Source organism: Klebsiella sp. K-Nf6, assembly GCF_002806655.1.
Classification (GTDB): Bacteria; Pseudomonadota; Gammaproteobacteria; order Enterobacterales; family Enterobacteriaceae; genus Klebsiella; species Klebsiella variicola.
Map to the genome: position 1 here is coordinate 1 of NZ_PIBN01000033.1, position 19,535 is coordinate 19,535.

Annotated in this window: 20 protein-coding genes; 16 read left to right on the forward strand and 4 right to left on the reverse strand. The window is 61.8% G+C overall.

Going from position 1 to position 19,535, the window contains the following annotated elements; translation table 11 throughout:
* The first annotated feature begins 501 nt into the window (after positions 1-501).
* The gene (locus CWM61_RS28120) at positions 502-1,623 is read left to right on the forward strand and encodes a cupin domain-containing protein (protein WP_012542999.1); all 1,122 of its coding nucleotides are present in this window, start codon (positions 502-504) and stop codon (positions 1,621-1,623) included.
* Positions 1,624-1,677: 54 nt separating this feature from the next.
* On the opposite strand, the gene CWM61_RS28125 is transcribed toward CWM61_RS28120, so the two are convergent.
* Together CWM61_RS28125 and cusR are read right to left on the reverse strand one after the other, a co-directional pair.
* Positions 1,678-3,120 carry a Cu(+)/Ag(+) sensor histidine kinase gene (locus tag CWM61_RS28125; RefSeq protein WP_074387196.1) on the reverse strand — a complete coding sequence of 481 codons (1,443 nt, stop codon included), beginning with the start codon at positions 3,118-3,120 and terminating at the stop codon, positions 1,678-1,680.
* Complete coding sequence (cusR, locus tag CWM61_RS28130) at positions 3,110-3,793, reverse strand: copper response regulator transcription factor CusR (RefSeq protein ID WP_008807068.1); 684 nt, start codon at positions 3,791-3,793, stop codon at positions 3,110-3,112. The genes CWM61_RS28125 and cusR overlap by 11 nt, the downstream gene beginning before the upstream one ends.
* 172 nt (positions 3,794-3,965) lie before the next feature.
* On the opposite strand from cusR, the gene CWM61_RS28135 reads away from it, so the two are divergent.
* The 5 genes from CWM61_RS28135 to CWM61_RS28155 all read left to right on the forward strand — a co-directional run bounded on the left by CWM61_RS28135 (position 3,966) and on the right by CWM61_RS28155 (position 10,601).
* Positions 3,966-5,351: an efflux transporter outer membrane subunit gene (locus tag CWM61_RS28135; RefSeq protein WP_074387231.1), complete on the forward strand. Its 1,386-nt coding sequence runs from the start codon at positions 3,966-3,968 to the stop codon at positions 5,349-5,351.
* 17 nt (positions 5,352-5,368) lie between these two features.
* Positions 5,369-5,713: a cation efflux system protein CusF gene (gene cusF, locus CWM61_RS28140; RefSeq protein ID WP_074387197.1), complete on the forward strand. Its 345-nt coding sequence runs from the start codon at positions 5,369-5,371 to the stop codon at positions 5,711-5,713.
* Positions 5,714-5,757: 44 nt separating this feature from the next.
* Complete coding sequence (locus CWM61_RS28145) at positions 5,758-7,020, forward strand: efflux RND transporter periplasmic adaptor subunit (protein ID WP_100632245.1); 1,263 nt, start codon at positions 5,758-5,760, stop codon at positions 7,018-7,020.
* Between the two features lie 11 nt (positions 7,021-7,031).
* Entirely contained in the window at positions 7,032-10,181 is a 3,150-nt protein-coding gene (locus CWM61_RS28150; RefSeq protein ID WP_074387199.1) for a CusA/CzcA family heavy metal efflux RND transporter, read from the forward strand.
* Between the two features lie 72 nt (positions 10,182-10,253).
* The gene (locus tag CWM61_RS28155; protein ID WP_074387200.1) at positions 10,254-10,601 is read left to right on the forward strand and encodes a DUF1294 domain-containing protein; all 348 of its coding nucleotides are present in this window, start codon (positions 10,254-10,256) and stop codon (positions 10,599-10,601) included.
* A gap of 9 nt (positions 10,602-10,610) precedes the next feature.
* On the opposite strand, the gene CWM61_RS28160 is transcribed toward CWM61_RS28155, so the two are convergent.
* Positions 10,611-11,144: a lipocalin family protein gene (locus tag CWM61_RS28160; protein WP_009309842.1), complete on the reverse strand. Its 534-nt coding sequence runs from the start codon at positions 11,142-11,144 to the stop codon at positions 10,611-10,613.
* 117 nt (positions 11,145-11,261) lie between these two features.
* Between CWM61_RS28160 and CWM61_RS28165 the strand changes: the two genes are divergently transcribed.
* The 10 genes from CWM61_RS28165 (at position 11,262) to CWM61_RS28215 (ending at position 19,075) form a co-directional block, all read left to right on the forward strand.
* Positions 11,262-11,990, forward strand: coding sequence for a MerR family transcriptional regulator (locus tag CWM61_RS28165; RefSeq protein ID WP_008807075.1), 729 nt, complete (start codon positions 11,262-11,264; stop codon positions 11,988-11,990).
* A gap of 230 nt (positions 11,991-12,220) precedes the next feature.
* Positions 12,221-12,655, forward strand: a complete 435-nt coding sequence (locus CWM61_RS28175; RefSeq protein ID WP_004178448.1) for a nuclear transport factor 2 family protein — start codon at positions 12,221-12,223, stop codon at positions 12,653-12,655.
* Complete coding sequence (locus CWM61_RS28180; RefSeq protein WP_074387201.1) at positions 12,652-13,371, forward strand: SDR family NAD(P)-dependent oxidoreductase; 720 nt, start codon at positions 12,652-12,654, stop codon at positions 13,369-13,371. Before CWM61_RS28175 ends, CWM61_RS28180 begins: the two co-directional genes overlap by 4 nt.
* Positions 13,368-14,627 (forward strand): NAD(P)/FAD-dependent oxidoreductase, encoded by a 1,260-nt coding sequence (locus CWM61_RS28185; protein ID WP_100632246.1) that lies wholly within the window; start codon positions 13,368-13,370, stop codon positions 14,625-14,627. The genes CWM61_RS28180 and CWM61_RS28185 overlap by 4 nt, the downstream gene beginning before the upstream one ends.
* A 1-nt stretch (position 14,628) precedes the next feature.
* Entirely contained in the window at positions 14,629-15,351 is a 723-nt protein-coding gene (locus CWM61_RS28190; protein WP_100632247.1) for a DUF1365 domain-containing protein, read from the forward strand.
* Positions 15,348-16,568, forward strand: a complete 1,221-nt coding sequence (locus tag CWM61_RS28195) for an SAM-dependent methyltransferase (protein WP_016160201.1) — start codon at positions 15,348-15,350, stop codon at positions 16,566-16,568. The genes CWM61_RS28190 and CWM61_RS28195 overlap by 4 nt, the downstream gene beginning before the upstream one ends.
* Positions 16,565-17,050, forward strand: coding sequence for a DUF2878 domain-containing protein (locus tag CWM61_RS28200; RefSeq protein WP_100632248.1), 486 nt, complete (start codon positions 16,565-16,567; stop codon positions 17,048-17,050). The genes CWM61_RS28195 and CWM61_RS28200 overlap by 4 nt, the downstream gene beginning before the upstream one ends.
* Positions 17,047-17,571 carry a hypothetical protein gene (locus CWM61_RS28205; protein WP_100632249.1) on the forward strand — a complete coding sequence of 175 codons (525 nt, stop codon included), beginning with the start codon at positions 17,047-17,049 and terminating at the stop codon, positions 17,569-17,571. The genes CWM61_RS28200 and CWM61_RS28205 overlap by 4 nt, the downstream gene beginning before the upstream one ends.
* Positions 17,568-18,119: a DUF3833 domain-containing protein gene (locus CWM61_RS28210; protein WP_100632250.1), complete on the forward strand. Its 552-nt coding sequence runs from the start codon at positions 17,568-17,570 to the stop codon at positions 18,117-18,119. The genes CWM61_RS28205 and CWM61_RS28210 overlap by 4 nt, the downstream gene beginning before the upstream one ends.
* Complete coding sequence (locus CWM61_RS28215) at positions 18,116-19,075, forward strand: YbgA family protein (protein WP_100632251.1); 960 nt, start codon at positions 18,116-18,118, stop codon at positions 19,073-19,075. The genes CWM61_RS28210 and CWM61_RS28215 overlap by 4 nt, the downstream gene beginning before the upstream one ends.
* A gap of 290 nt (positions 19,076-19,365) precedes the next feature.
* Here the strand turns inward: CWM61_RS28215 and CWM61_RS28220 are convergent.
* Positions 19,366-19,535, reverse strand: a 170-nt coding sequence (locus tag CWM61_RS28220; RefSeq protein ID WP_142762166.1) for a carbohydrate porin, incomplete at its 5' end; no start/stop codon positions are given.

A 19,535-nucleotide genomic window follows, 5' to 3' on the forward strand; every position in this document is an offset into this window, starting at 1 on the left:
TCCATGTCACTTTGAGTGCCCACACAGATTGTCTGATAAATTGTTAAAGAGCAGTTGCGACGCGCTTTAGCGCTCTGTCGCGAGGTGGCGTATATTACGCTTTCCTCTTTCAGAGTCAACCCTGAATTTCAGGATTTTTCTCTTCAACCGAACCGGCTGTTTGTGTGAAGTGATTCACATCCGCCGTGTCAGTGGGAGCGCATTATAGGGAGTTCGCCGGAAGTAGCAAGCGTTAAAATAGAAAAATCTTATCGACCGCTCATTATTTGAACTTTTCGCTTATTCATCTTCTTACCATTCAAGGCGCCATCCCAGTGTTCATGCGGCCTGCAGCGCAGTTTACGCTAAGATCGTTTTTTGGCAAAAATGTGATTTTTCTCTCTTACCCAACGCCATTATCGCGCCGATGGTGAATTAAGCACCACTCTTGACCCACGACAAAGCGCCCACCTGGCCCCCGTTTCTATAATCAGGCCCGTTTCTTCTTACTGGTAATAATCGATGGCTTATCAACTCAACATTAACTGGCCCGAGTTTTTAGAAAAATACTGGCAGAAACAGCCGGTGGTATTAAAAAACGCGTTTCCGGACTTCGTCGACCCGATTACCCCGGACGAGCTGGCCGGATTAGCCATGGAGCCGGAAGTCGACAGCCGACTGGTCAGCCTGACCAACGGCAAATGGCAGGCCAGCAATGGTCCTTTTGAACATTTCGACGGGCTGGGCGAAACCGGCTGGTCGCTGCTGGCCCAGGCGGTAAACCACTGGCATATGCCCGCCGCCGAGCTGGTGCGCCCGTTCCGCGTACTGCCGGACTGGCGTCTGGACGACCTGATGATCTCCTTCTCCGTCCCCGGCGGCGGCGTCGGCCCGCATATCGATCAGTATGACGTCTTTATTATTCAGGGCATGGGCAGCCGCCGCTGGCGCGTGGGCGATAAGCTGCCGATGCGTCAGTTCTGCCCGCATCCGGCACTGCTGCACGTCGATCCGTTCCCGCCGATCATTGATGAAGATCTGCAGCCGGGCGATATCCTCTATATTCCACCAGGATTCCCGCACGATGGCGTGACCCACGAAACCGCGCTGAACTACTCCGTCGGCTTCCGCGGGCCAAACGGTCGCGACCTGATCAGCAGCTTCGCCGACTATGTGCTGGAGAACGATCTTGGCGGCGAGCACTACAGTGATCCGGACCTCACCTGCCGCGAGCATCCGGGCCGGGTTGAGGAGTATGAACTCGAACGTCTGCGCACCATGATGATCGACATGATTCGCCAGCCGGAAGACTTCAAGCAGTGGTTCGGCAGTTTCGTGACCACCCCGCGTCACGAGCTGGATATTGCGCCGGCGGAACCACCGTATGAAGAAGAGGAAGTGGTCGATGCGCTGCTGGGCGGCGAAAAGCTTTCTCGTCTGAGCGGCCTGCGCGTTCTGCATATCGGCGACAGCTTCTTCGTGCATAGCGAACAGCTGGACACCACCGATGCCGAAGCGCTGGATGCGCTGTGCCGCTATACCTCATTAGGTCAGGAAGAGCTCGGCAGCGGCCTGCAGAATCCGGCGTTCGTGAGCGAACTGACGCGGCTGATTAATCAGGGCTACTGGTACTTCGAAGAGTAAGAGAGCGGCAATACTGCGGGCGGCCGCCTGGCGCTGCCCGCTGACTTTCAGCCGTTATTGCGCATATTTCGGCAACACCACAATAAACCGCGTCGAACGCCGATCGGACTGCACCGCTACGCTGCCGTGATGGGCGCTGACAATCGATTTCACAATCGCCAGGCCGATACCGCTGCCCTCGCCTTTGCGCTGGCGCGAGGGGTCGACGCGATAGAAACGGTCAAACAGCCGCGGAAGATGCTCGGCGGCAATCGGCGTACCGGGGTTCTCCACCACCAGACGGATCGTCTCGGCGCTTTCGCTCAACTGGATGGTCACCGCCTGGCCGGCCGGCGTGTAGCGGATCGCATTCGACAGCAGGTTGCTGATCGCTCGCCGCAGCATCAGCGGATCGCCCGTCACCCGGCAGTGGCTACCGACAAAGCGCAGCGCCACCCCTTTATCTTCCGCCCACGCCTCGAAAAACTCAAACACCTTATGCACTTCCTCGGCCAGATCCAGCGCCCGTTGTTCGGGGATCAGTTGGTTATTATCCGCCTGAGCGAGGAACAGCATATCGCTGACCATCCGTGACATCCGCGAGAACTCTTCAAGATTGGAATAGAGCACCTCTTCCAGCTCCTGCTGGCTGCGGCTCTGGCTTAAAGCGATTTCGGTTTGCGTCACCAGGTTGGTAATCGGCGTGCGGATTTCATGGGCGATATCGGCAGAGAAGTTGGACTGGCGGGTAAAGACATCCTCTATGCGCTCCAGCATATGGTTAAACGACAGCGCCAGCCGCTCCAGCTCGATAGGCACCGCCTGCGGGTCGAGGCGCACGTCGAGATCCCGCGAGGTAATATTCTGGATCTGGCGGCTGATCTGGCGGATGGGCTTATGCCCCTGATAGACCACAAACAGCACGATGGCGATGATCAGCAAACTGATTATCGTCGCCGCGGAAATCAGCTTCGCTTTCAGCTCATTAATATAGTGCAGGTGAAAATCGATGGATAAGGCCATCAGCAGGTGGTACGCCGGTTTGCCGTCCGCCTGCTTGCCCAGCGGCAGCATGATCAGCCGCCAGGAGCGGGTCTCCATTTGATGATTATCATGAACCATCTTCCGCGGCTGCGGGTCAGTCCATGAAATCACATTCCCGTCGCGCAGCTGCATCGCCAGCCCCGGCGTACTCAGCATATGGCTGCGATCCGGCCCGTCGGGCGACTGAAACAAAATATTGCCCTGGCCGTCGTCCAGACAGATAAAGACGTTGGCGTAACCCGCAATGATATTCCTCACGATCTCCAGCCGCCGCGCCTGAGGGTAGTCGGCGTGGTTGAGCACCGTCTCCAGCGTGGTGCTGAGCTGCCTGAGATCGTGCACGTCGCGCTCTTCAAAGTGGGCCTTCACCGAATGGATCATGATCCAGGTGAAAGCAAAGAAGGCAATGATGGTGGCGAGGCTAATAAAGAAGGTCAGCCGGGTGGCCAGGGAAAAGGGGCGCTTAGCGGCCATCCGGCACCTCAAGCATATAGCCGACGCCGCGCACGGTCTGGATTAGCTTCGGCTCGAAGTCGTTATCAATTTTGGCGCGCAGCCGCTTCACCGCCACGTCGATGGCGTTAGTGTCGCTGTCGAAATTCATATCCCACACCTGCGAGGCAATTAACGAACGCGGCAGCACCTCGCCCTGATGGCGCAGAAAGAACTCCAGCAGAGTGAACTCCTTACTGGTCAGGGTGATACGCGTCGCGCCGCGCGTCACCTTGCGGCTGACCAAATCGACGCTGAGATCCGCCGCCTGAAACTGGCTTTCGACGATGACCGCCGCTCCACGGCGCAGCAGGGTCCGCACTCGCGCCAGCAGCTCCGCAAAAGCAAATGGCTTCACCAGATAGTCGTCGGCGCCCAGCTCCAGCCCCTTCACCCGATGCTCGATAGTGCCAAGCGCGGTGAGCAGCAGGATCGGCATCCCTTTATTGGCAGCCCGCAGCATGCGGACGATATCCCAGCCGTTCACATCCGGCAGCATGATGTCGAGGATCAGCAGATCGTAATCGCTGGTCATTGCCAGGTGATAGCCGTTAAGGCCGTTATCGGCCAGGTCGACGACGAAGCCGGCCTCGGTGAGCCCTTTGGTCAGGTACTCTCCGGTTTTCTTCTCATCTTCGACAATCAAAATCTTCACGGCAGGCTCCTTCACGCGCGTTCTGTGCGGGTATTCAATTTTAGAGGAGCGCCTCCGGATAGCAATGAAATATCAGGAAAATGACAGCTTTGTCATTTTCCTGTCACGCCCTGAACAGAGCCCGCTACGTAAAGTAGCTGCCATGGATAAATCGTCGAAACCGTCTGCCGCCATGCGCCCAATAAAGCTTCTTACTCTCAGCGTGATATTCGCCTTAACCGGCTGTCTGTCGCTCGCTCCGGACTACCAGCGTCCCGCCGCGCCGGTGCCGCAGCAATTCTCTCTCAGCCAGAACAAGCTGGTTACTGCGACGGCGGGTTACCAGGAGACCGGTTGGCGCACCTTTTTCGTCGACCCGCAGGTGAAAAGCCTGATTAGCACCGCGCTGATAAATAACCGCGATCTACGGATGGCGACGCTGAAAGTGCAGGAAGCCCGAGCGCAATATCGGGTTACCGACGCCGACCGCTACCCGCAATTGAACGGTGACGGCAGCACCACCTATGGCGGCAAGCTCAAAGGCGACACCACCACCAGCAGCGTTTATGCCGCTGGCCTGAATCTCAGCTATGACCTCGACTTCTTTGGCCGGTTGAAAAACCTCAGCGAGGCCGACCGGCAGAACTTCTTCGCCAGCGAAGAGGCGCGGCGTGCGGTGCATATCCTGTTGATTGCTAACGTTTCACAAAGCTACTTCAACCAGCGGCTGGCGGCAGCGCAGTTGCAGGTGGCCAACGACACCTTACAGAACTATCAGCAGTCTTACGCCTTCGTTGAAAAACAGCTGCTGACCGGAAGCACCACCGTGCTGGCGCTGGAGCAGGCGCGCGGGATGATCGAGAGCACCCGCGCCGATATCGCCAAACGTCAGGGCCAGCTGGCGCAGGCCAATAACGCCCTGCAGCTGCTGCTCGGCAGCTACCAGCATCTGCCGGATGATAGCGCCAGCAGCGCCATCGATCTGCAAGGCGTCACTCTGCCGCCATCGCTCTCCTCAGCGATCCTGCTGCAGCGGCCGGATATTTTAGAAGCGGAGCACAGCCTGCGGGCGGCCAACGCCAACATCGGCGCCGCGCGGGCGGCCTTCTTCCCGTCGATCACCCTGACCAGCTCGCTCTCCGGCAGCAGCAGCGAACTCTCCAGCCTGTTTAACGCCGGCAGCGCGATGTGGAACTTCATCCCCAAAATCGAGCTGCCGATTTTCAACGCCGGGCGCAACCAGGCCAACCTCGATCTGGCGGAGATCCGCCAGCAGCAGCAGGTGGTCAACTATGAGCAAAAAATTCAGTCCGCCTTTAAAGAGGTGGCCGACGCGCTGGCCCTGCGCCAGAGCCTGGCCGATCAGATTGCCGCGCAGGAGCGTTATCTCGCTTCACTAAATATCACCCTGCAGCGCGCCAGCGCGCTCTATCGCCACGGCGCGGTCAGCTACATCGAAGTCCTGAGCGCCCAGCGCGACATTTTTACCACCCGACAAACCCTGCTGGAACTCAACTATTCCCGTCAGGCAAATGAAATCACCCTGTTCACCGCCCTCGGCGGCGGCTGGATGGAATAACCCAAGGAGTCCCGATCATGAATTCACTCTCTAAAGTCGCCCTGTTCACTCTGATTTCTGGCACGGTGTTCGCCGTCCAGGCCGCCGACCCGCATGCCGGCATGGCGATGCACGAACAACCCGCCGCCACGCAGACGCAAAGCATCAGCGGCAAAGGCGTCATTAAAGCTATTGATATGGATAGCAAAAAAATCACCATCGCCCACGAAGCCATCCCGGCGGTGAACTGGCCGCCGATGACCATGCGCTTCACCATCACCCCGCAGACGCAGCTCAACAATGTGAAGAATGGCGACAGCGTGGACTTCACCTTCGTTCAGCAGGGCAACCTGTCGCTGCTACAGGATATTCGCGCCAACTAATGGCCCGGCGACGGTAAGCCCCTCAACGACTAAATGGACGACACATGGCATCCCTGACACTGAAAAATACGGCGCTGATCCTCGGCAGCATGGTGATTGGCGGCGCGCTTACCGCGACGCTGTACGCCCGATGGGCACCGACCCACTCTGCCGCTCCGGCGGCCGAGCAGCAGCGTAAAGTGCTGTTCTGGTACGATCCGATGTACCCGAACACCCGCTTCGATAAACCGGGTAAATCGCCGTTTATGGATATGGATCTGGTGCCGAAATACGCCGATGAGGAGAGTACCGCCGCCGGTGCGCCGGGGGTGCGTATCGACCCGACGCAGACCCAGAATCTCGGCGTAAAAACCGCCGCGGTCACCCGCGGGCCGCTGCGCTACGCTCAGACCTTCCCGGCCAACATTAGCTATAACGAGTACCAGTATGTGATTATGCAGGCGCGGGCGGCGGGCTTTATCAATAAAGTCTATCCGCTGACCGTCGGCGACAAAGTGAAACAAGGCGCGCCGCTGCTCGACCTGACCATCCCGGACTGGGTGGAAGCGCAGAGCGAATATCTGTTATTGCAGGAGACCGGCGGCACCGCCACCCAGGTTGAGGGGATCCTCGAACGCCTGCGCCTTGCCGGAATGCCGGATGACGATATCCGCCGCCTGAAAGCCACGCGTAAAATCCAGACCCGCTTTACCCTCAAAGCGCCGATCGATGGCGTTATTACCGCCTTCGATCTGCGTGCCGGAATGAACATCGCCAAAGATAATGTAGTGGCGAAAATTCAGGGCATGGACCCGGTGTGGGTCAGCGTGGCGGTGCCGGAATCCATCGCCTGGCTGATTAAAGACGCCTCGCAGTTCGCCATTCAGGTTCCCGCCTGGCCGGGCAAAACTTTCAGCATCAGCAAATGGACCCTTCTCCCCAGCGTCGATAGCGCCACCCGCACTCTGCAGCTGCGCCTGCAGGTCAACAACCCGGATGAAGCGCTGAAGCCGGGGATGAATGCCTATCTGCAACTAACCAGTGAAAGCGAACCGATGCTGCTGATCCCCTCCAAAGCGCTGATCGACAGCGGCAGCGAGCAGCGAGTGATTACCGTGGATAATGAGGGCCGCTTCGTGCCGAAACGCGTGCAGGTATTCCATGAGTCCGCTGGCGTCACGGCCATTCGCAGCGGGCTGCAGGAGGGTGAGAAAGTCGTCGCCAGCGGCCTGTTCCTGATCGACTCGGAGGCCAATATCGCCGGTGCGCTGGAGCGCATGCGTGCGCAGGCTCCCGGTACCGCGGCTCCTGCCGCCCACGCGCACTGAGGAACGGAACCATGATTGAATGGATTATCCGCCGTTCGGTGGCCAACCGCTTCCTGGTCATGATGGGGGCACTGTTTCTCAGCATCTGGGGCACCTGGACTATCGTCCATACCCCGGTAGACGCCCTGCCGGATCTCTCTGATGTACAGGTGATCGTCAAAACCAGCTATCCGGGGCAGGCGCCACAGATCGTCGAAAATCAGGTCACCTGGCCGCTGACCACCACCATGCTGTCGGTACCCGGCGCCAAAACGGTGCGCGGCTTCTCGCAGTTCGGCGATTCCTACGTATATGTGATATTTGAAGACGGCACCGATCCCTACTGGGCGCGCTCGCGGGTGCTGGAGTATCTCAACCAGGTGCAGGGCAAACTGCCCGCCGGGGTGAGCGCCGAAATGGGCCCGGACGCCACCGGCGTCGGCTGGGTCTTCGAGTACGCGCTGGTCGACCGCAGCGGCAAACACGACCTTGCCGAACTGCGCTCGCTGCAGGACTGGTTCTTAAAATATGAGCTGAAGACCATTCCTAACGTCTCGGAAGTGGCGTCGGTGGGCGGCGTGGTCAAGGAGTACCAGATTGTCGTCGACCCGATGAAGCTGACCCAGTACGGCATCAGCCTCGGCGAAGTGAAATCGGCGCTGGACGCCTCTAACCAGGAGGCGGGCGGATCTTCCGTCGAACTGGCGGAAGCCGAATATATGGTGCGCGCCAGCGGTTATCTGCAGACCCTCGACGACTTCAAAAATATCGTGCTGAAAACCGGTGACAACGGCGTGCCGGTCTATCTCGGCGACGTCGCGCGGGTGCAGATCGGCCCGGAGATGCGCCGCGGTATCGCCGAGCTTAACGGCGAAGGCGAAGTGGCCGGCGGCGTGGTGATCCTGCGCTCCGGCAAGAACGCCCGCGAAGTGATCTCCGCGGTCAAAGCAAAGCTGGCGTCGCTGCAAAGCAGCCTGCCGGAAGGGGTTGAAGTAGTCACCACCTACGACCGCAGCCAGCTTATCGACCGCGCCATCGACAACCTCAGCCACAAGCTGCTGGAAGAGTTTATCGTCGTCGCGCTGGTCTGCGCCCTGTTCCTGTGGCACGTGCGATCGGCGCTGGTGGCGATTATCTCACTGCCGCTCGGCCTGTGCTTCGCCTTTATCATGATGCATTTCCAGGGGCTCAACGCCAACATCATGTCGCTGGGCGGGATCGCGATTGCGGTGGGGGCGATGGTCGATGCCGCCATCGTGATGATTGAGAACGCCCATAAGCGGCTGGAGGAGTGGGAACATCAGCACCCGGGAGAGAAGCTCAGCAACGACACACGCTGGAAAATCATTACCGAGGCCTCGGTGGAGGTCGGCCCGGCGCTGTTTATCAGCCTGCTGATCATCACTCTGTCGTTTATCCCGATTTTCACCCTCGAAGGCCAGGAGGGCAAACTGTTCGGTCCGCTGGCCTTCACCAAAACCTGGTCGATGGCCGGGGCGGCGCTGCTGGCGATCGTGGTGATCCCGATCCTGATGGGCTTCTGGATCCGCGGCAGGATCCCGGCGGAGAGCAGCAACCCGCTGAACCGCTTTTTGATCCGTATTTACCACCCGCTGCTGCTGAAGGTGCTGCACTGGCCGAAGACCACCCTGCTGATCGCGCTCCTGTCGATCCTGACGGTGATTTGGCCGCTTAACCGGGTCGGCGGCGAGTTTCTGCCGCAGATCAACGAGGGCGATCTGCTGTATATGCCGTCAACGCTGCCGGGGATCTCCGCTGCGCAGGCGGCGGATATGCTGCAGAAAACCGATAAGCTGATCATGACGGTGCCGGAAGTGGCCCGGGTGTTCGGCAAAACCGGCAAGGCCGAAACCGCCACCGACTCGGCACCTCTGGAGATGGTAGAGACCACTATTCAGCTTAAGCCCCAGGATCAGTGGCGGCCGGGGATGACCATGGAGAAGATCGTCGAGGAGCTGGATAAAACCGTGCGCCTGCCGGGGCTGGCGAACCTGTGGGTGCCGCCGATCCGCAACCGCATCGACATGCTCTCCACCGGCATTAAGAGCCCGATTGGCATTAAGGTTTCCGGCACTAACCTGGCTGATATCGACGCCATCGCCGAGCAAATTGAAGGGGTGGCGCGCACCGTGCCGGGCGTCACGTCGGCATTAGCCGAGCGGCTGGTCGGCGGGCGCTACCTCAACATTGATATTCAGCGCGAGAAGGCGGCCCGCTACGGGATGACCGTCGGCGACGTGCAGCTGTTCGTCTCGTCCGCCATCGGCGGCGCGATGGTTGGCGAGACCGTGGAAGGCGTCGAGCGCTACCCGATCAACATCCGCTACCCGCAGAGCTATCGCGACAGCCCGCAGACCCTGCGCCAGCTGCCGATCCTCACCCCGCTGAAGCAACAGATCGTTCTCGGCGACGTGGCTGAGGTGAAAGTGGTCACCGGACCATCGATGCTGAAGACCGAGAACGCCCGCCCGACCAGTTGGATCTACATCGACGCCCGGGATCGCGACATGGTGTCGGTAGTGCACGATCTGCAGCAGGCCATCGGCAAGGAGGTGAAGCTGAAGCCGGGCATTAGCATCTCCTACTCCGGGCAGTTTGAGCTGCTGGAGCGCGCCAATCAGAAGCTGAAGCTGATGGTGCCGATGACGCTGATGATTATCTTCGTGCTGCTGTATCTGGCGTTCCGCCGCGTCGGCGAAGCGCTGCTGATTATCACCAGCGTGCCGTTCGCCCTCGTCGGCGGGATCTGGTTTCTCTACTGGATGGGGTTCCATTTATCGGTAGCCACCGGGACCGGCTTTATCGCCCTGGCCGGGGTGGCGGCGGAGTTTGGCGTGGTGATGCTGATGTACCTGCGCCACGCCATCGAGGCCGAGCCGTCGCTGGAAAATCCGCAGACTTTCAGCGTCGATAAGCTCGACGAGGCGCTGTACCAGGGGGCGGTGCTGCGCGTACGGCCGAAGGCGATGACCGTAGCGGTGATTATCGCCGGCCTGCTGCCGATTTTATGGGGTACCGGCGCCGGGTCGGAAGTGATGAGTCGCATCGCCGCGCCGATGATTGGCGGGATGATCACCGCTCCGCTGCTGTCGCTGTTTATCATTCCGGCGGCATACAAGCTGATGTGGCTGTCCCGGCATCGGAGCAAGCGTAGCGAATAGTCCGCCGCGTTTACGCCGGTCCGGGAAATTGGCTATAGTGGCGCCATTCTTCTGGCCGGCATGAACGTCCCTATGAATCTGAACCTGGTATGTTATTCCCTGCTGCTGCTCACCGCCGTGGGCAGCGCCCTGCTGCCCTACCCGCTGGCGATGTGGTTTTTACTGAGCAGTCTTCTGACATGGCTTATCTATGGCGCCGACAAGCTGGCGGCGCGCAAAGCCTGGCGCCGGGTGCCAGAGACCACGCTGCTGGTGCTGGGCCTGGCGGGAGGCTGGCCGGGGGCCATCCTCGGCCAGCAGTGCTTTCGCCATAAAACGCAAAAGCAGCCCTTCCGGCGGTGGTTTTTCGTCAGCGTGGCGCTGAACGTGGCGGCGCTGGCCGGGCTGTTCGTGGTTTATACCCACCTGCTCAGCCGCTAAGGGGCGAGGCTAGCGCGGCGTCTGGCGGATCCACACCAGGCGATCGACGTCAAAGCCCAGCTCGCGCGCGGTATTCAGGTAATCCTGCTTCACCGCCGCCGGAATGGTGGGGGTGCGCGACAGGATCCACAGATAGTCGCGGTTGGGGCCGCTGACCAGCGCGTACTGGTAGTCGTCGTCCAGGCGGATCACGTTATAGCCGCCGTAGAATGGCCCGAAGAACGACACCTTCAGCGCCGCGGTGGTGGGGGCGCCGGTGAAGTAGGCTTTTCCGTCGCTCTCATTCCAGCGTTTTTTGACCGGGTCATAACCGCGATTGACGACGCTGATCCCTCCGTCGCTGCGGGTGCCGTAGGTGGCGGTCACCTGCTCCAGGCCTCGCTCGAAGCGATTCTCCAGGCGGGCGACCTCATACCATTTTCCGAGGTAACGGCTGGCATCAAACCCGCTAATCGGCTGAACGCCCTTCGGCGGTGTGGGCGATTTGCAGGCCACCAGGGTCAACGCGATAGCGACGCCAGTGACAACAGGCCATAGCTTCATGAGAACTCCTTTCATTTACGCGGTTGGGGGAAAGTGTAGTGCAAAGCCGCTACACTTCACGCCAGCCGCCGTGATTCGTAGTATATTGAGAATATTCTTTGTTAACAGGTGGCCTCCATGCCTTACTCCATCGGCGAATTTGCCCGACTTTGCGGGATAAATGCGACCACGCTTCGCGCCTGGCAGCGCCGCTATGGCCTGCTCAAGCCGCTGCGCACCGATGGTGGTCACCGTCAGTACAGCGATGACGACGTCCAGCAGGCGCTGAAGATCCTCGACTGGGTGAAAAAAGGGGTACCGGTCAGCCAGGTGAAGCCCCTGCTGTCGCGCCCCGGCGCGCGGCGCACCAACAACTGGTTGACGTTGCAGGAGACCATGCTGCAGCGGCTGAAAGAGGGAAAAATCGAGTCCCTGCGCCAGCTGATCTACGACGCCGGGCGCGAATATCCGCGCCAGGAGCTGGTCACCGAAGTGCTGCGTCCGCTGCGCAGCCAGGTCTCCGCCAACGTGCCGGCCATCATGACGCTGCGCGAAATTCTCGACGGCATCATCATCGCCTATACCTCGTTTTGCCTCGAAGGCGACAAGAAGGCGCCCGGGGACAACTTTCTGATCACCGGCTGGCACCTGACCGACGCCTGCGAAATCTGGCTTGAGGCGCTCAAACGTACCGGCCAGGGCCATCGCATCGACGTTCTGCCGGTGCCTCCCGCCGCCCTGGCGCCGGAGATTTTTCCCCAGCGCAACTGGCTGCTGGTCACCAGCGGCAAACTTTCCGCCGCCCGCCAGAGGCAGGTCGAACTCTGGCAGCAGCAGGTCGTCTCCCTCGAGGTAATTCCGCTCTAACTCCCTGTTTTAACTTACCCCACTCTCTGTTCCGCCAGCGCCCGGTGGCGCGGCGGGCGCACGCTTGCCTTTTGCAACACACGCGATTTTCACCCCTTAAAACACCAATCATAACAACATGATTTTTAACACAAATAAAATATATTTTTCTACAAACTTGGACAAATAATTTTATTTGTGTAAGTTTTAAGTATGCCATTACGCTACCGTATCTAGCCAGGATGTGATCCATGAGCACCTCGCCGTCTGTGATTCGTCGTTTCGTTGAGTACTACGCCGGGCTGGATGCGCAGCCGCCCGCGGCGCTGGCCGCGCTGTACCATCCGGACGCGACGCTGAGCGATCCTTTTGGTCAGCATCAGGGGCTGTTCGCCATCCAGCGCTACTTTACCCATCTGCTGGCCAACGTGGAGCAGTGCCGGTTCACCATCGACACGCCGCTTTGCGACGGCCAGCGGTTCGCCGTGACCTGGACCATGCACTGGTCGCATCCGCGCATTGCCGGTGGAGAAACGCTGGCCCTGCCGGGGTGCTCGGTGGTGGACATCGCCGGGGAGCAGGTTCTCCATCAGCGCGACTACTACGACGCCGGGGAGATGATCTACGAGCATCTTCCCCTGCTGGGCTGGGCGGTGCGCGGCGTGAAGCGGAGGGTGCGCTCATGATGACGGTGCTTATCACCGGCGCCAGCTCCGGGATCGGCGCCGGTCTGGCGAAATCCTTCGCGGCGGATGGCCATCTGGTTATCGCCTGCGGGCGAGATGCTTCGCGCCTGTCGGCGCTCCAGCAGTTCAGCCCCAACATCAGCGGGCGCCTGTTCGATATGACAGACAGGGACGCCTGTCGCCAGGCGCTGACGGGCTGTTTTGCCGACCTGATCATTCTCTGCGCCGGCACCTGCGAATACCTCGACCACGGGCAGGTGGATGCCGCCCTCGTGGAGCGAGTGATGGCCACCAACTTCCTCGGGCCGGTGAACTGCCTGGCGGCGCTGCAGACGCAGCTGGAGGCAGGCGATCGGGTGGTGCTGGTCAGCTCCATGGCGCACTGGCTGCCCTTCCCGCGCGCGGAAGCCTATGGCGCCTCCAAGGCAGCGCTGACCTGGTTTGCCAACAGTCTTCGTCTGGACTGGGAGCCCAAAGGGGTCGCCGTCACGGTGGTCTCTCCGGGCTTCGTCGACACCCCGCTGACGCGTAAAAACGACTTCGCCATGCCCGGCCGGGTGAGCGTGGATCGGGCGGTGGCGGCGATCCGCCATGGCCTGGCGAAGGGCAAAAACCACATCGCCTTCCCCACCGGTTTCAGCCTGGCCCTGCAACTGCTGGCCAGCCTGCCATCGGGTATCCAGCGCCTGCTGTTGCGCAGGATGGTGCGCTCATGAACATCGCCATCATCGGCAGCGGCATCGCCGGGCTGACCTGCGCCTGGCGGCTGGCCGGACACCATCAGGTGACGCTGTTCGAAGCGGGCGCCACGCCGGGCGGCCACACCGCCACCGTGGATGTCGCCACGCCGCAGGGTACCTGGGCCATCGATACCGGATTTATCGTCTACAACGATCGCACCTATCCGCGCTTTATGGGCCTGCTCAGCGAGCTGGGGATCGACGGGCAAAAAACGCAGATGAGCTTCTCGGTTCACAACCCGACCAGCGGCCTGGAGTACAACGGCCACAGCCTTACCTCGCTTTTCGCCCAGCGGCGCAATCTGCTGAAGCCAGCCTTCTGGGGGCTGCTGAGCGAGATCGTCCGCTTTAACCGGCTGGCGAAACTGGCGCTGACCGAGGCGCTGGATCCGGGGGCAACGCTGGAGAGCTTCCTCGCCCGCCACCGCTTCAGCCCCTTCTTCGCCCGCCACTATATTCTGCCGATGGGGGCGGCCATCTGGTCGTCGTCGCTGCAGGAGATGCGTCGCTTCCCGCTGCCGCTGTTTTTGCGCTTCTTTGAACACCACGGCCTGCTGGATATTCGCGATCGCCCGCAGTGGTACGTGGTGCCCGGCGGTTCCCGGGAGTACGTTCGCGCCCTGCTCGCCAGGCTCGGCGATCGTCTGGATCTGCGGCTCAACGCGCCGGTACAGCAGGTGGAGCGTCACCCGACGGGGGTCACCCTGCGGCTGGCGTCCGGGGAGGCGCATTTTGACCAGGTGATTTTCGCCTGCCACTCCACGCAGGCCCTGGCGATGCTGGCGGCGCCCACCGACTCCGAACGCGAAGTTCTCGGGGATATCGGCTGGCAGCGTAACGAGGTGGTGCTGCACAGCGATCCGCGCTGGCTGCCGGAGCGCCAGCGTGCCTGGGCCAGCTGGAACTATCGCCTGAGCGACGGGGATCGGGCCCGGGCCTGCGTCACCTACAACATGAATATTCTCCAGGGGCTGCCCGCAGACGCGCCGCTGTTCTGCGTCACCCTGAACCCGGACGCGCCGGTGGACGATCGCTATGTCTGGCAGCGCTTCGTCTATGAGCATCCGCTGTTTAACCCGCAAAGCTGGTCTGCCCAGCTGCGGCGCGAAGAGATTAACGGCCAGCAGCGTAGCTGGTACTGCGGGGCCTACTGGTACAACGGCTTTCATGAGGACGGGGTGCGCAGCGCGCTCGACGTGGTGCAGGGCATCGCCGCGGCGGAGGGCAACTGAGATGAACAGTTGCCTCTATCAGGGCGTCCTGCGCCACCGTCGCCTGCAGCCAAAGACGCACCACTTCGTCTACCGCCTGTTTATGGCCTGGCTCGACCTCGACGAACTGGACAAGCTGCCTGAGGCAGGTATCCGCCGCAACCGCCTGGCCGCCGCCGCCTGGTTCGACGCCGATTATCCGCTGGGCGCGCCGCTGAAGGCCCAGGTGCTGAACCGGCTGGAGAGCCTGACCGGCTGCCGCCCGGCGGGCCGCGTGATGCTCCTGACCCAGCTGCGCTACTTCGGCTTCCATTTTAATCCGGTCAACTTTTACTACTGCTATGACGAAGCCGACACCCTGCGCTGGGTGCTGGCCGAAGTGCGAAACACGCCGTGGAATGAGCGTCATTACTACGCGGTGGACGGCCAGCAGGCGCGCCCGCTGGAGAAGGCCTTTCACGTTTCGCCGTTTAACCCGATGGACATGGTCTATCACTGGCGCTTCAACGCGCCCGGCAAAACGCTGCACATGCATATTGAAAACCATCAGGCCAGCAAGGTGTTCGACGCCACGCTGGCCCTGAGCCGCGTGCCATTGACCCGCGCCAACCTGCGTGGGCTGCTGCTGCGTCTGCCGCTGATGACCCTGAAAACCGTCCTCGCCATCTACTGGCAGGCGCTGCGGCTGTGGCTGAAGCGCGTGCCGCTGTACAACCATCCTGTCAGCAGGAGTGAACGCTCATGACCGATCCCGTCTTTGCGCTTGAACCCGATGTGCCGCGCAACGTGCGGCTCGCGCGCTGGCTGCTTTTTCGTCTGTTGAGCGGCCTCCGCGAAGGCTCGCTCACCGTGCGCGAAGGGGCACAGACTTTTCATTTTGGCGACCCCGCCGCCGCGCTGCGCGCCGAGGCGCGGGTCTGCACGCCGGAGGTGTACTGGCGTCTGCTGACCGGCGGCAGCCTCGCGGCGGCCGAGGCCTGGATGGACGGCGACTGGGAGAGCCACCAGCTGACGGCGTTGCTGCAGATCCTCGCGCGCAACGGCGAGGTGCTGGGACGTCTGGAACGCGGCTTTCGTCTGCTGGGCAAGCCCGTCGCCCGCCTGCACCACTGGACCCGCCGCAACACCCGCGCCCAGGCGCGGGAGAATATCGCCGCCCATTACGATCTCGGCAACGAATTTTATGCCCACTTTCTGGATGACGACCTGCTCTACTCCAGCGCGTTGTTTACCGATGACCAGCAGGATCTGACCCAGGCCCAGCGGGCCAAGATGGCGCGCCTGTGCGACCAGCTGGCACTCACTCCCGGCGATCATCTGCTGGAGATTGGCACCGGTTGGGGGGCGCTGGCCGAGTACGCCGCCCGCCATTACGGCTGCCGGGTCACCACCACCACCCTTTCCCGGGAGCAGCACCGCTGGGCTACCGAGCGCATGGCCCGCGCCGGGCTGCAGGATCGCGTCGAGGTGCTGCTCTGCGACTACCGCGATCTGCGCGGCGAGTACGACAAACTGGTGTCGGTGGAGATGATTGAGGCGGTGGGCCAGCGCTACCTCCCGGCCTTCTTCCGCACCTGCCAGGCGCGCCTGCGCCCGGGCGGCAGAATGGCCCTGCAGGCGATCACCATCCAGGATCAGCGCTATCGCGACTACAGCAAAAGCGTCGATTTTATCCAGCGCTACATCTTCCCCGGCGGCTTTTTGCCCAGCATCACCGCAATGAGCGAGCTGATGACCCGCCATACCGATTTTGTGGTGCGCAACCTGTTCGACATGGGCCCGGACTACGCCCGCACCCTGGCCCACTGGCGGCAGCGTTTTACCCACGCCTGGCAGGATATTGAAAAGCTCGGCTTTGATGAGCGCTTCCGCCGGATGTGGCTCTACTACTTCGGCTACTGCGAAGCCGGATTTAACGCCCGCACCATCAGCGTGGTACAGCTCACCGCGGAGCGGGTATGACACGCCCGGCGCAGCACCTGCTGATGGCCCTCGCGTTCGATGTTTACTGGACGCTGGTGGTGATGTTGCGCGAGCGCGGTCTGCTGATCTGGCTGACGCTGGCCATTTTCGCCTGGCTGCGGTTGCCGGCGGCCAGTCGTCCACCCGCCCTGCTGTTGGCCGCGGCGGGCTGCGGCCTGGACGCCTGCTGGGCGCTGGCGGGACTGATCGATTTTCGCGGCGACAGCCTGCTGCCCCTGTGGATGGTGGCCCTGTGGCTGATGTTCGCCGTCGTCTGGACCCGGCTGACCCGCACCACGACGCTTCCCGGCTGGGTGCTGGCAACGGCCGCCACCGTCGGCGGCCCGGTGGCCTACCTGCTCGGCGCTCGCCTCGGCGCCATGAGCCTGCTGGTGCCGATGGCGCTTGCCGTGGCCGCCATGGCCTGCGGCTGGCTGGTGCTCATGCTGTTATTCCATCTGGGGATGGGGAGGCGAAAATGAGATTCGCCCTGTTACTGCTGTGGCTGACCACCCTCGCTCCGGCGGCCCACGCCGCCGACTGGCTGACGTGGCGCCGCGTCGGCGAGGCGACCCTCACCTGGGGGCCGTTCACCGTCTATCACTCGCAGCTGCGCACGCCCAATGGCCGGTATGACGGTCCGCAACAGGATCGGGCGCTGATCATCACCTACCAGCGCGACATCGATCGCGAGGCGCTGGTGGACGCCACCCGCGACCAGTGGCAGGCGCAGGGCATTCTGCAGCAGGAGCCGCGCAGCGAAGCCTGGCTGCGCATGCTGCAGGGGATCTGGCCGGATGTTGCGCCGGGCAGCCAGCTGGCGTTCGTGGTCAGCGGCGGCGAGGGGCAGTTCTGGTACCGCGCCAGCGCCGCGCAGACCGCCTTTATCCCGCTCGGCCCGCGCCAGTCGGCGGCGTTCAGCACTCGTTTTCTCGCCATCTGGCTCGATCCGCGCACCACTTATCCCGAACTGCGTCAGCAGTTGATCGGAGGTACACCATGAAACGCATTCTGACCCTTGGCCTGGCGCTGCTGATGCTGATCCTCGCCGGCTGCAGCACCGAGGTCACGGAGTACCGGCAGCAGCAACCCGCCCTCGACATCTTTCACTATTTTCAGGGGCGAACCGAGGCGTGGGGGATGGTGCAGGATCGTAGCGGCAAGCAGCTGCGCCGCTTCCATGTAGCGATCGATTGCGACGTCGTCGGCGACACCCTGACCCTCCATGAGCGCTTTGTCTATGACGATGGCGAGAAGCAGCAGCGGGTGTGGCGCATTCGCCGCACCGGCGATAACCGTTACCAGGGCACCGCCGGGGACATCGAAGGCGTGGCCATCGGCCAGGCGGCAGGCAATGCCTTTCACTGGCGCTACAGCATGAACGTCGAGGCCAGCGGCAGCCGGTGGCTGCTGCACTTTGACGACTGGATGTTCCTGCAGGACGGCAGCCATTTGTTTAACAAAACCGAGATGAAGAAATTCGGCATTACGGTCGCCACCGTGACCCTTTTCTTTACCCGAACCACAGCAGAAGAGAGGACAGCGCCATGAACACGCAACCTGTCATTGGGATCAGCGGATGTTTAACCGGCTCAGCCGTGCGATTCGACGGCGGGCATAAGCGTATGGGCTTTGTGATGGATGAGCTCGCGCAGTGGGTGGCGTTTAAACCCGTCTGCCCGGAGATGGCGATCGGCCTGCCCGTTCCCCGCCCGGCGCTCCGCCTGGTGCAGACCCCGGTCGGGGAGATCCGCATGCGCTTCAGCCACGCCCCGCACGAGGATGTGACGGAGAAGATGGCCGATTTCGCCAGCGCCCACCTGGCAACCCTGGGCGAACTGTCAGGCTTTATCGTCTGCGCCAAATCGCCGAGCTGCGGGATGGAGCGCGTGCGGCTGTATGACGAAAAAGGCAATCGCGGACGTAAGGAAGGCGTGGGGCTGTTTACCGGCGCCCTGATGGCGCGCTACCCGTGGCTGCCGGTGGAAGAGGATGGCCGGCTGCACGATCCGCTGCTGCGGGAAAATTTTGTCGAGCGCGTTTTCGCCCTGCATGAACTCAACGACCTGCGCGCCCGCGGCCTGAGCCGTCACGGCCTGCTGGCCTTTCACAGCCGCTACAAGCTGCAGCTGCTGGCTCACCACCAGGCGGGCTACCGGGAGATCGGCCCGTTCGTCGCCTCGCTGCATGAATGGGAGGATCTGGAGGCTTTCTTCGAGGTCTACCGCGAGAAGCTGATGGCGATCCTCAAGCAGCCCGCCTCGCGGAAAAACCACACCAACGTGCTGATGCATATTCAGGGTTATTTCCGCGACCAGCTCAACAGCCGCCAGCGCGGCGAGCTGCGGGAGGTGATCCTCAACTATCGCGCCGGGCTGCTGCCGATCCTCGCCCCGCTGACGCTGCTTAAGCACTATCTGGCCGAGTATCCGGATCGCTACCTGCAGGCGCAGAACTATTTTGACCCCTACCCGCAGGATCTGGCCCTGCGCCTGACGGTGAACTGAGGGGGACCAGGGCCAGCTGCCCGGCGGCGCTGTTGCTTGCCGGGCCTGGGGGGAAGGAGGTTTTCTGTAGGCCGGATAAGGCATTTATGCCGCCATCCGGCACTACCGCGGGTACGGCGCCTGACCGCCCGGCGGCGCTGCGCTTGCCGGGCCTACGTTGTGTGAGCCTGCGGGAAGGAACGTAGGCCGGATAAGGCGTCAGCCGCCATCCGGCATAAATGGAGCGCACCAGTCGTAGCCCGGCTAAGCGTAGCGCCAGCCGGGAACGCTCCTTCGACAACGCTATCGCATCAGAACCACGCCTCAAACATTCCACCGACGTTCAGCGAATCCAGCTGCTGGTCCTGGGTACCGTTAACCTTCGCGGTGTGCTCGTTGTCCACCTGACCGCCGGTCACATAGAAACGCAGCATCGGGCGGAACTCCGGCCCCATGCCGATGGCGATGTTCTGCGACAGCG

Excerpts from the sequence above, each read along its gene's own strand:
- CWM61_RS28135 (WP_074387231.1), top strand. The coding sequence starts at position 3,966 with ATGCGCCCAATAAAGCTTCTTACTCTCAGCGTGATATTCGCCTTAACC.
- cusF (WP_074387197.1), top strand. The coding sequence starts at position 5,369 with ATGAATTCACTCTCTAAAGTCGCCCTGTTCACTCTGATTTCTGGCACG.
- CWM61_RS28205 (WP_100632249.1), top strand. The coding sequence starts at position 17,047 with ATGAGATTCGCCCTGTTACTGCTGTGGCTGACCACCCTCGCTCCGGCG.
- CWM61_RS28215 (WP_100632251.1), top strand. The coding sequence starts at position 18,116 with ATGAACACGCAACCTGTCATTGGGATCAGCGGATGTTTAACCGGCTCA.
- CWM61_RS28145 (WP_100632245.1), top strand. The coding sequence starts at position 5,758 with ATGGCATCCCTGACACTGAAAAATACGGCGCTGATCCTCGGCAGCATG.
- CWM61_RS28200 (WP_100632248.1), top strand. The coding sequence starts at position 16,565 with ATGACACGCCCGGCGCAGCACCTGCTGATGGCCCTCGCGTTCGATGTT.
- CWM61_RS28190 (WP_100632247.1), top strand. The coding sequence starts at position 14,629 with ATGAACAGTTGCCTCTATCAGGGCGTCCTGCGCCACCGTCGCCTGCAG.
- CWM61_RS28165 (WP_008807075.1), top strand. The coding sequence starts at position 11,262 with ATGCCTTACTCCATCGGCGAATTTGCCCGACTTTGCGGGATAAATGCG.
- CWM61_RS28210 (WP_100632250.1), top strand. The coding sequence starts at position 17,568 with ATGAAACGCATTCTGACCCTTGGCCTGGCGCTGCTGATGCTGATCCTC.
- CWM61_RS28180 (WP_074387201.1), top strand. The coding sequence starts at position 12,652 with ATGATGACGGTGCTTATCACCGGCGCCAGCTCCGGGATCGGCGCCGGT.
- CWM61_RS28185 (WP_100632246.1), top strand. The coding sequence starts at position 13,368 with ATGAACATCGCCATCATCGGCAGCGGCATCGCCGGGCTGACCTGCGCC.
- CWM61_RS28195 (WP_016160201.1), top strand. The coding sequence starts at position 15,348 with ATGACCGATCCCGTCTTTGCGCTTGAACCCGATGTGCCGCGCAACGTG.
- CWM61_RS28160 (WP_009309842.1), bottom strand. The coding sequence starts at position 11,144 with ATGAAGCTATGGCCTGTTGTCACTGGCGTCGCTATCGCGTTGACCCTG.
- CWM61_RS28125 (WP_074387196.1), bottom strand. The coding sequence starts at position 3,120 with ATGGCCGCTAAGCGCCCCTTTTCCCTGGCCACCCGGCTGACCTTCTTT.
- CWM61_RS28120 (WP_012542999.1), top strand. The coding sequence starts at position 502 with ATGGCTTATCAACTCAACATTAACTGGCCCGAGTTTTTAGAAAAATAC.
- CWM61_RS28155 (WP_074387200.1), top strand. The coding sequence starts at position 10,254 with ATGAATCTGAACCTGGTATGTTATTCCCTGCTGCTGCTCACCGCCGTG.
- CWM61_RS28175 (WP_004178448.1), top strand. The coding sequence starts at position 12,221 with ATGAGCACCTCGCCGTCTGTGATTCGTCGTTTCGTTGAGTACTACGCC.
- CWM61_RS28150 (WP_074387199.1), top strand. The coding sequence starts at position 7,032 with ATGATTGAATGGATTATCCGCCGTTCGGTGGCCAACCGCTTCCTGGTC.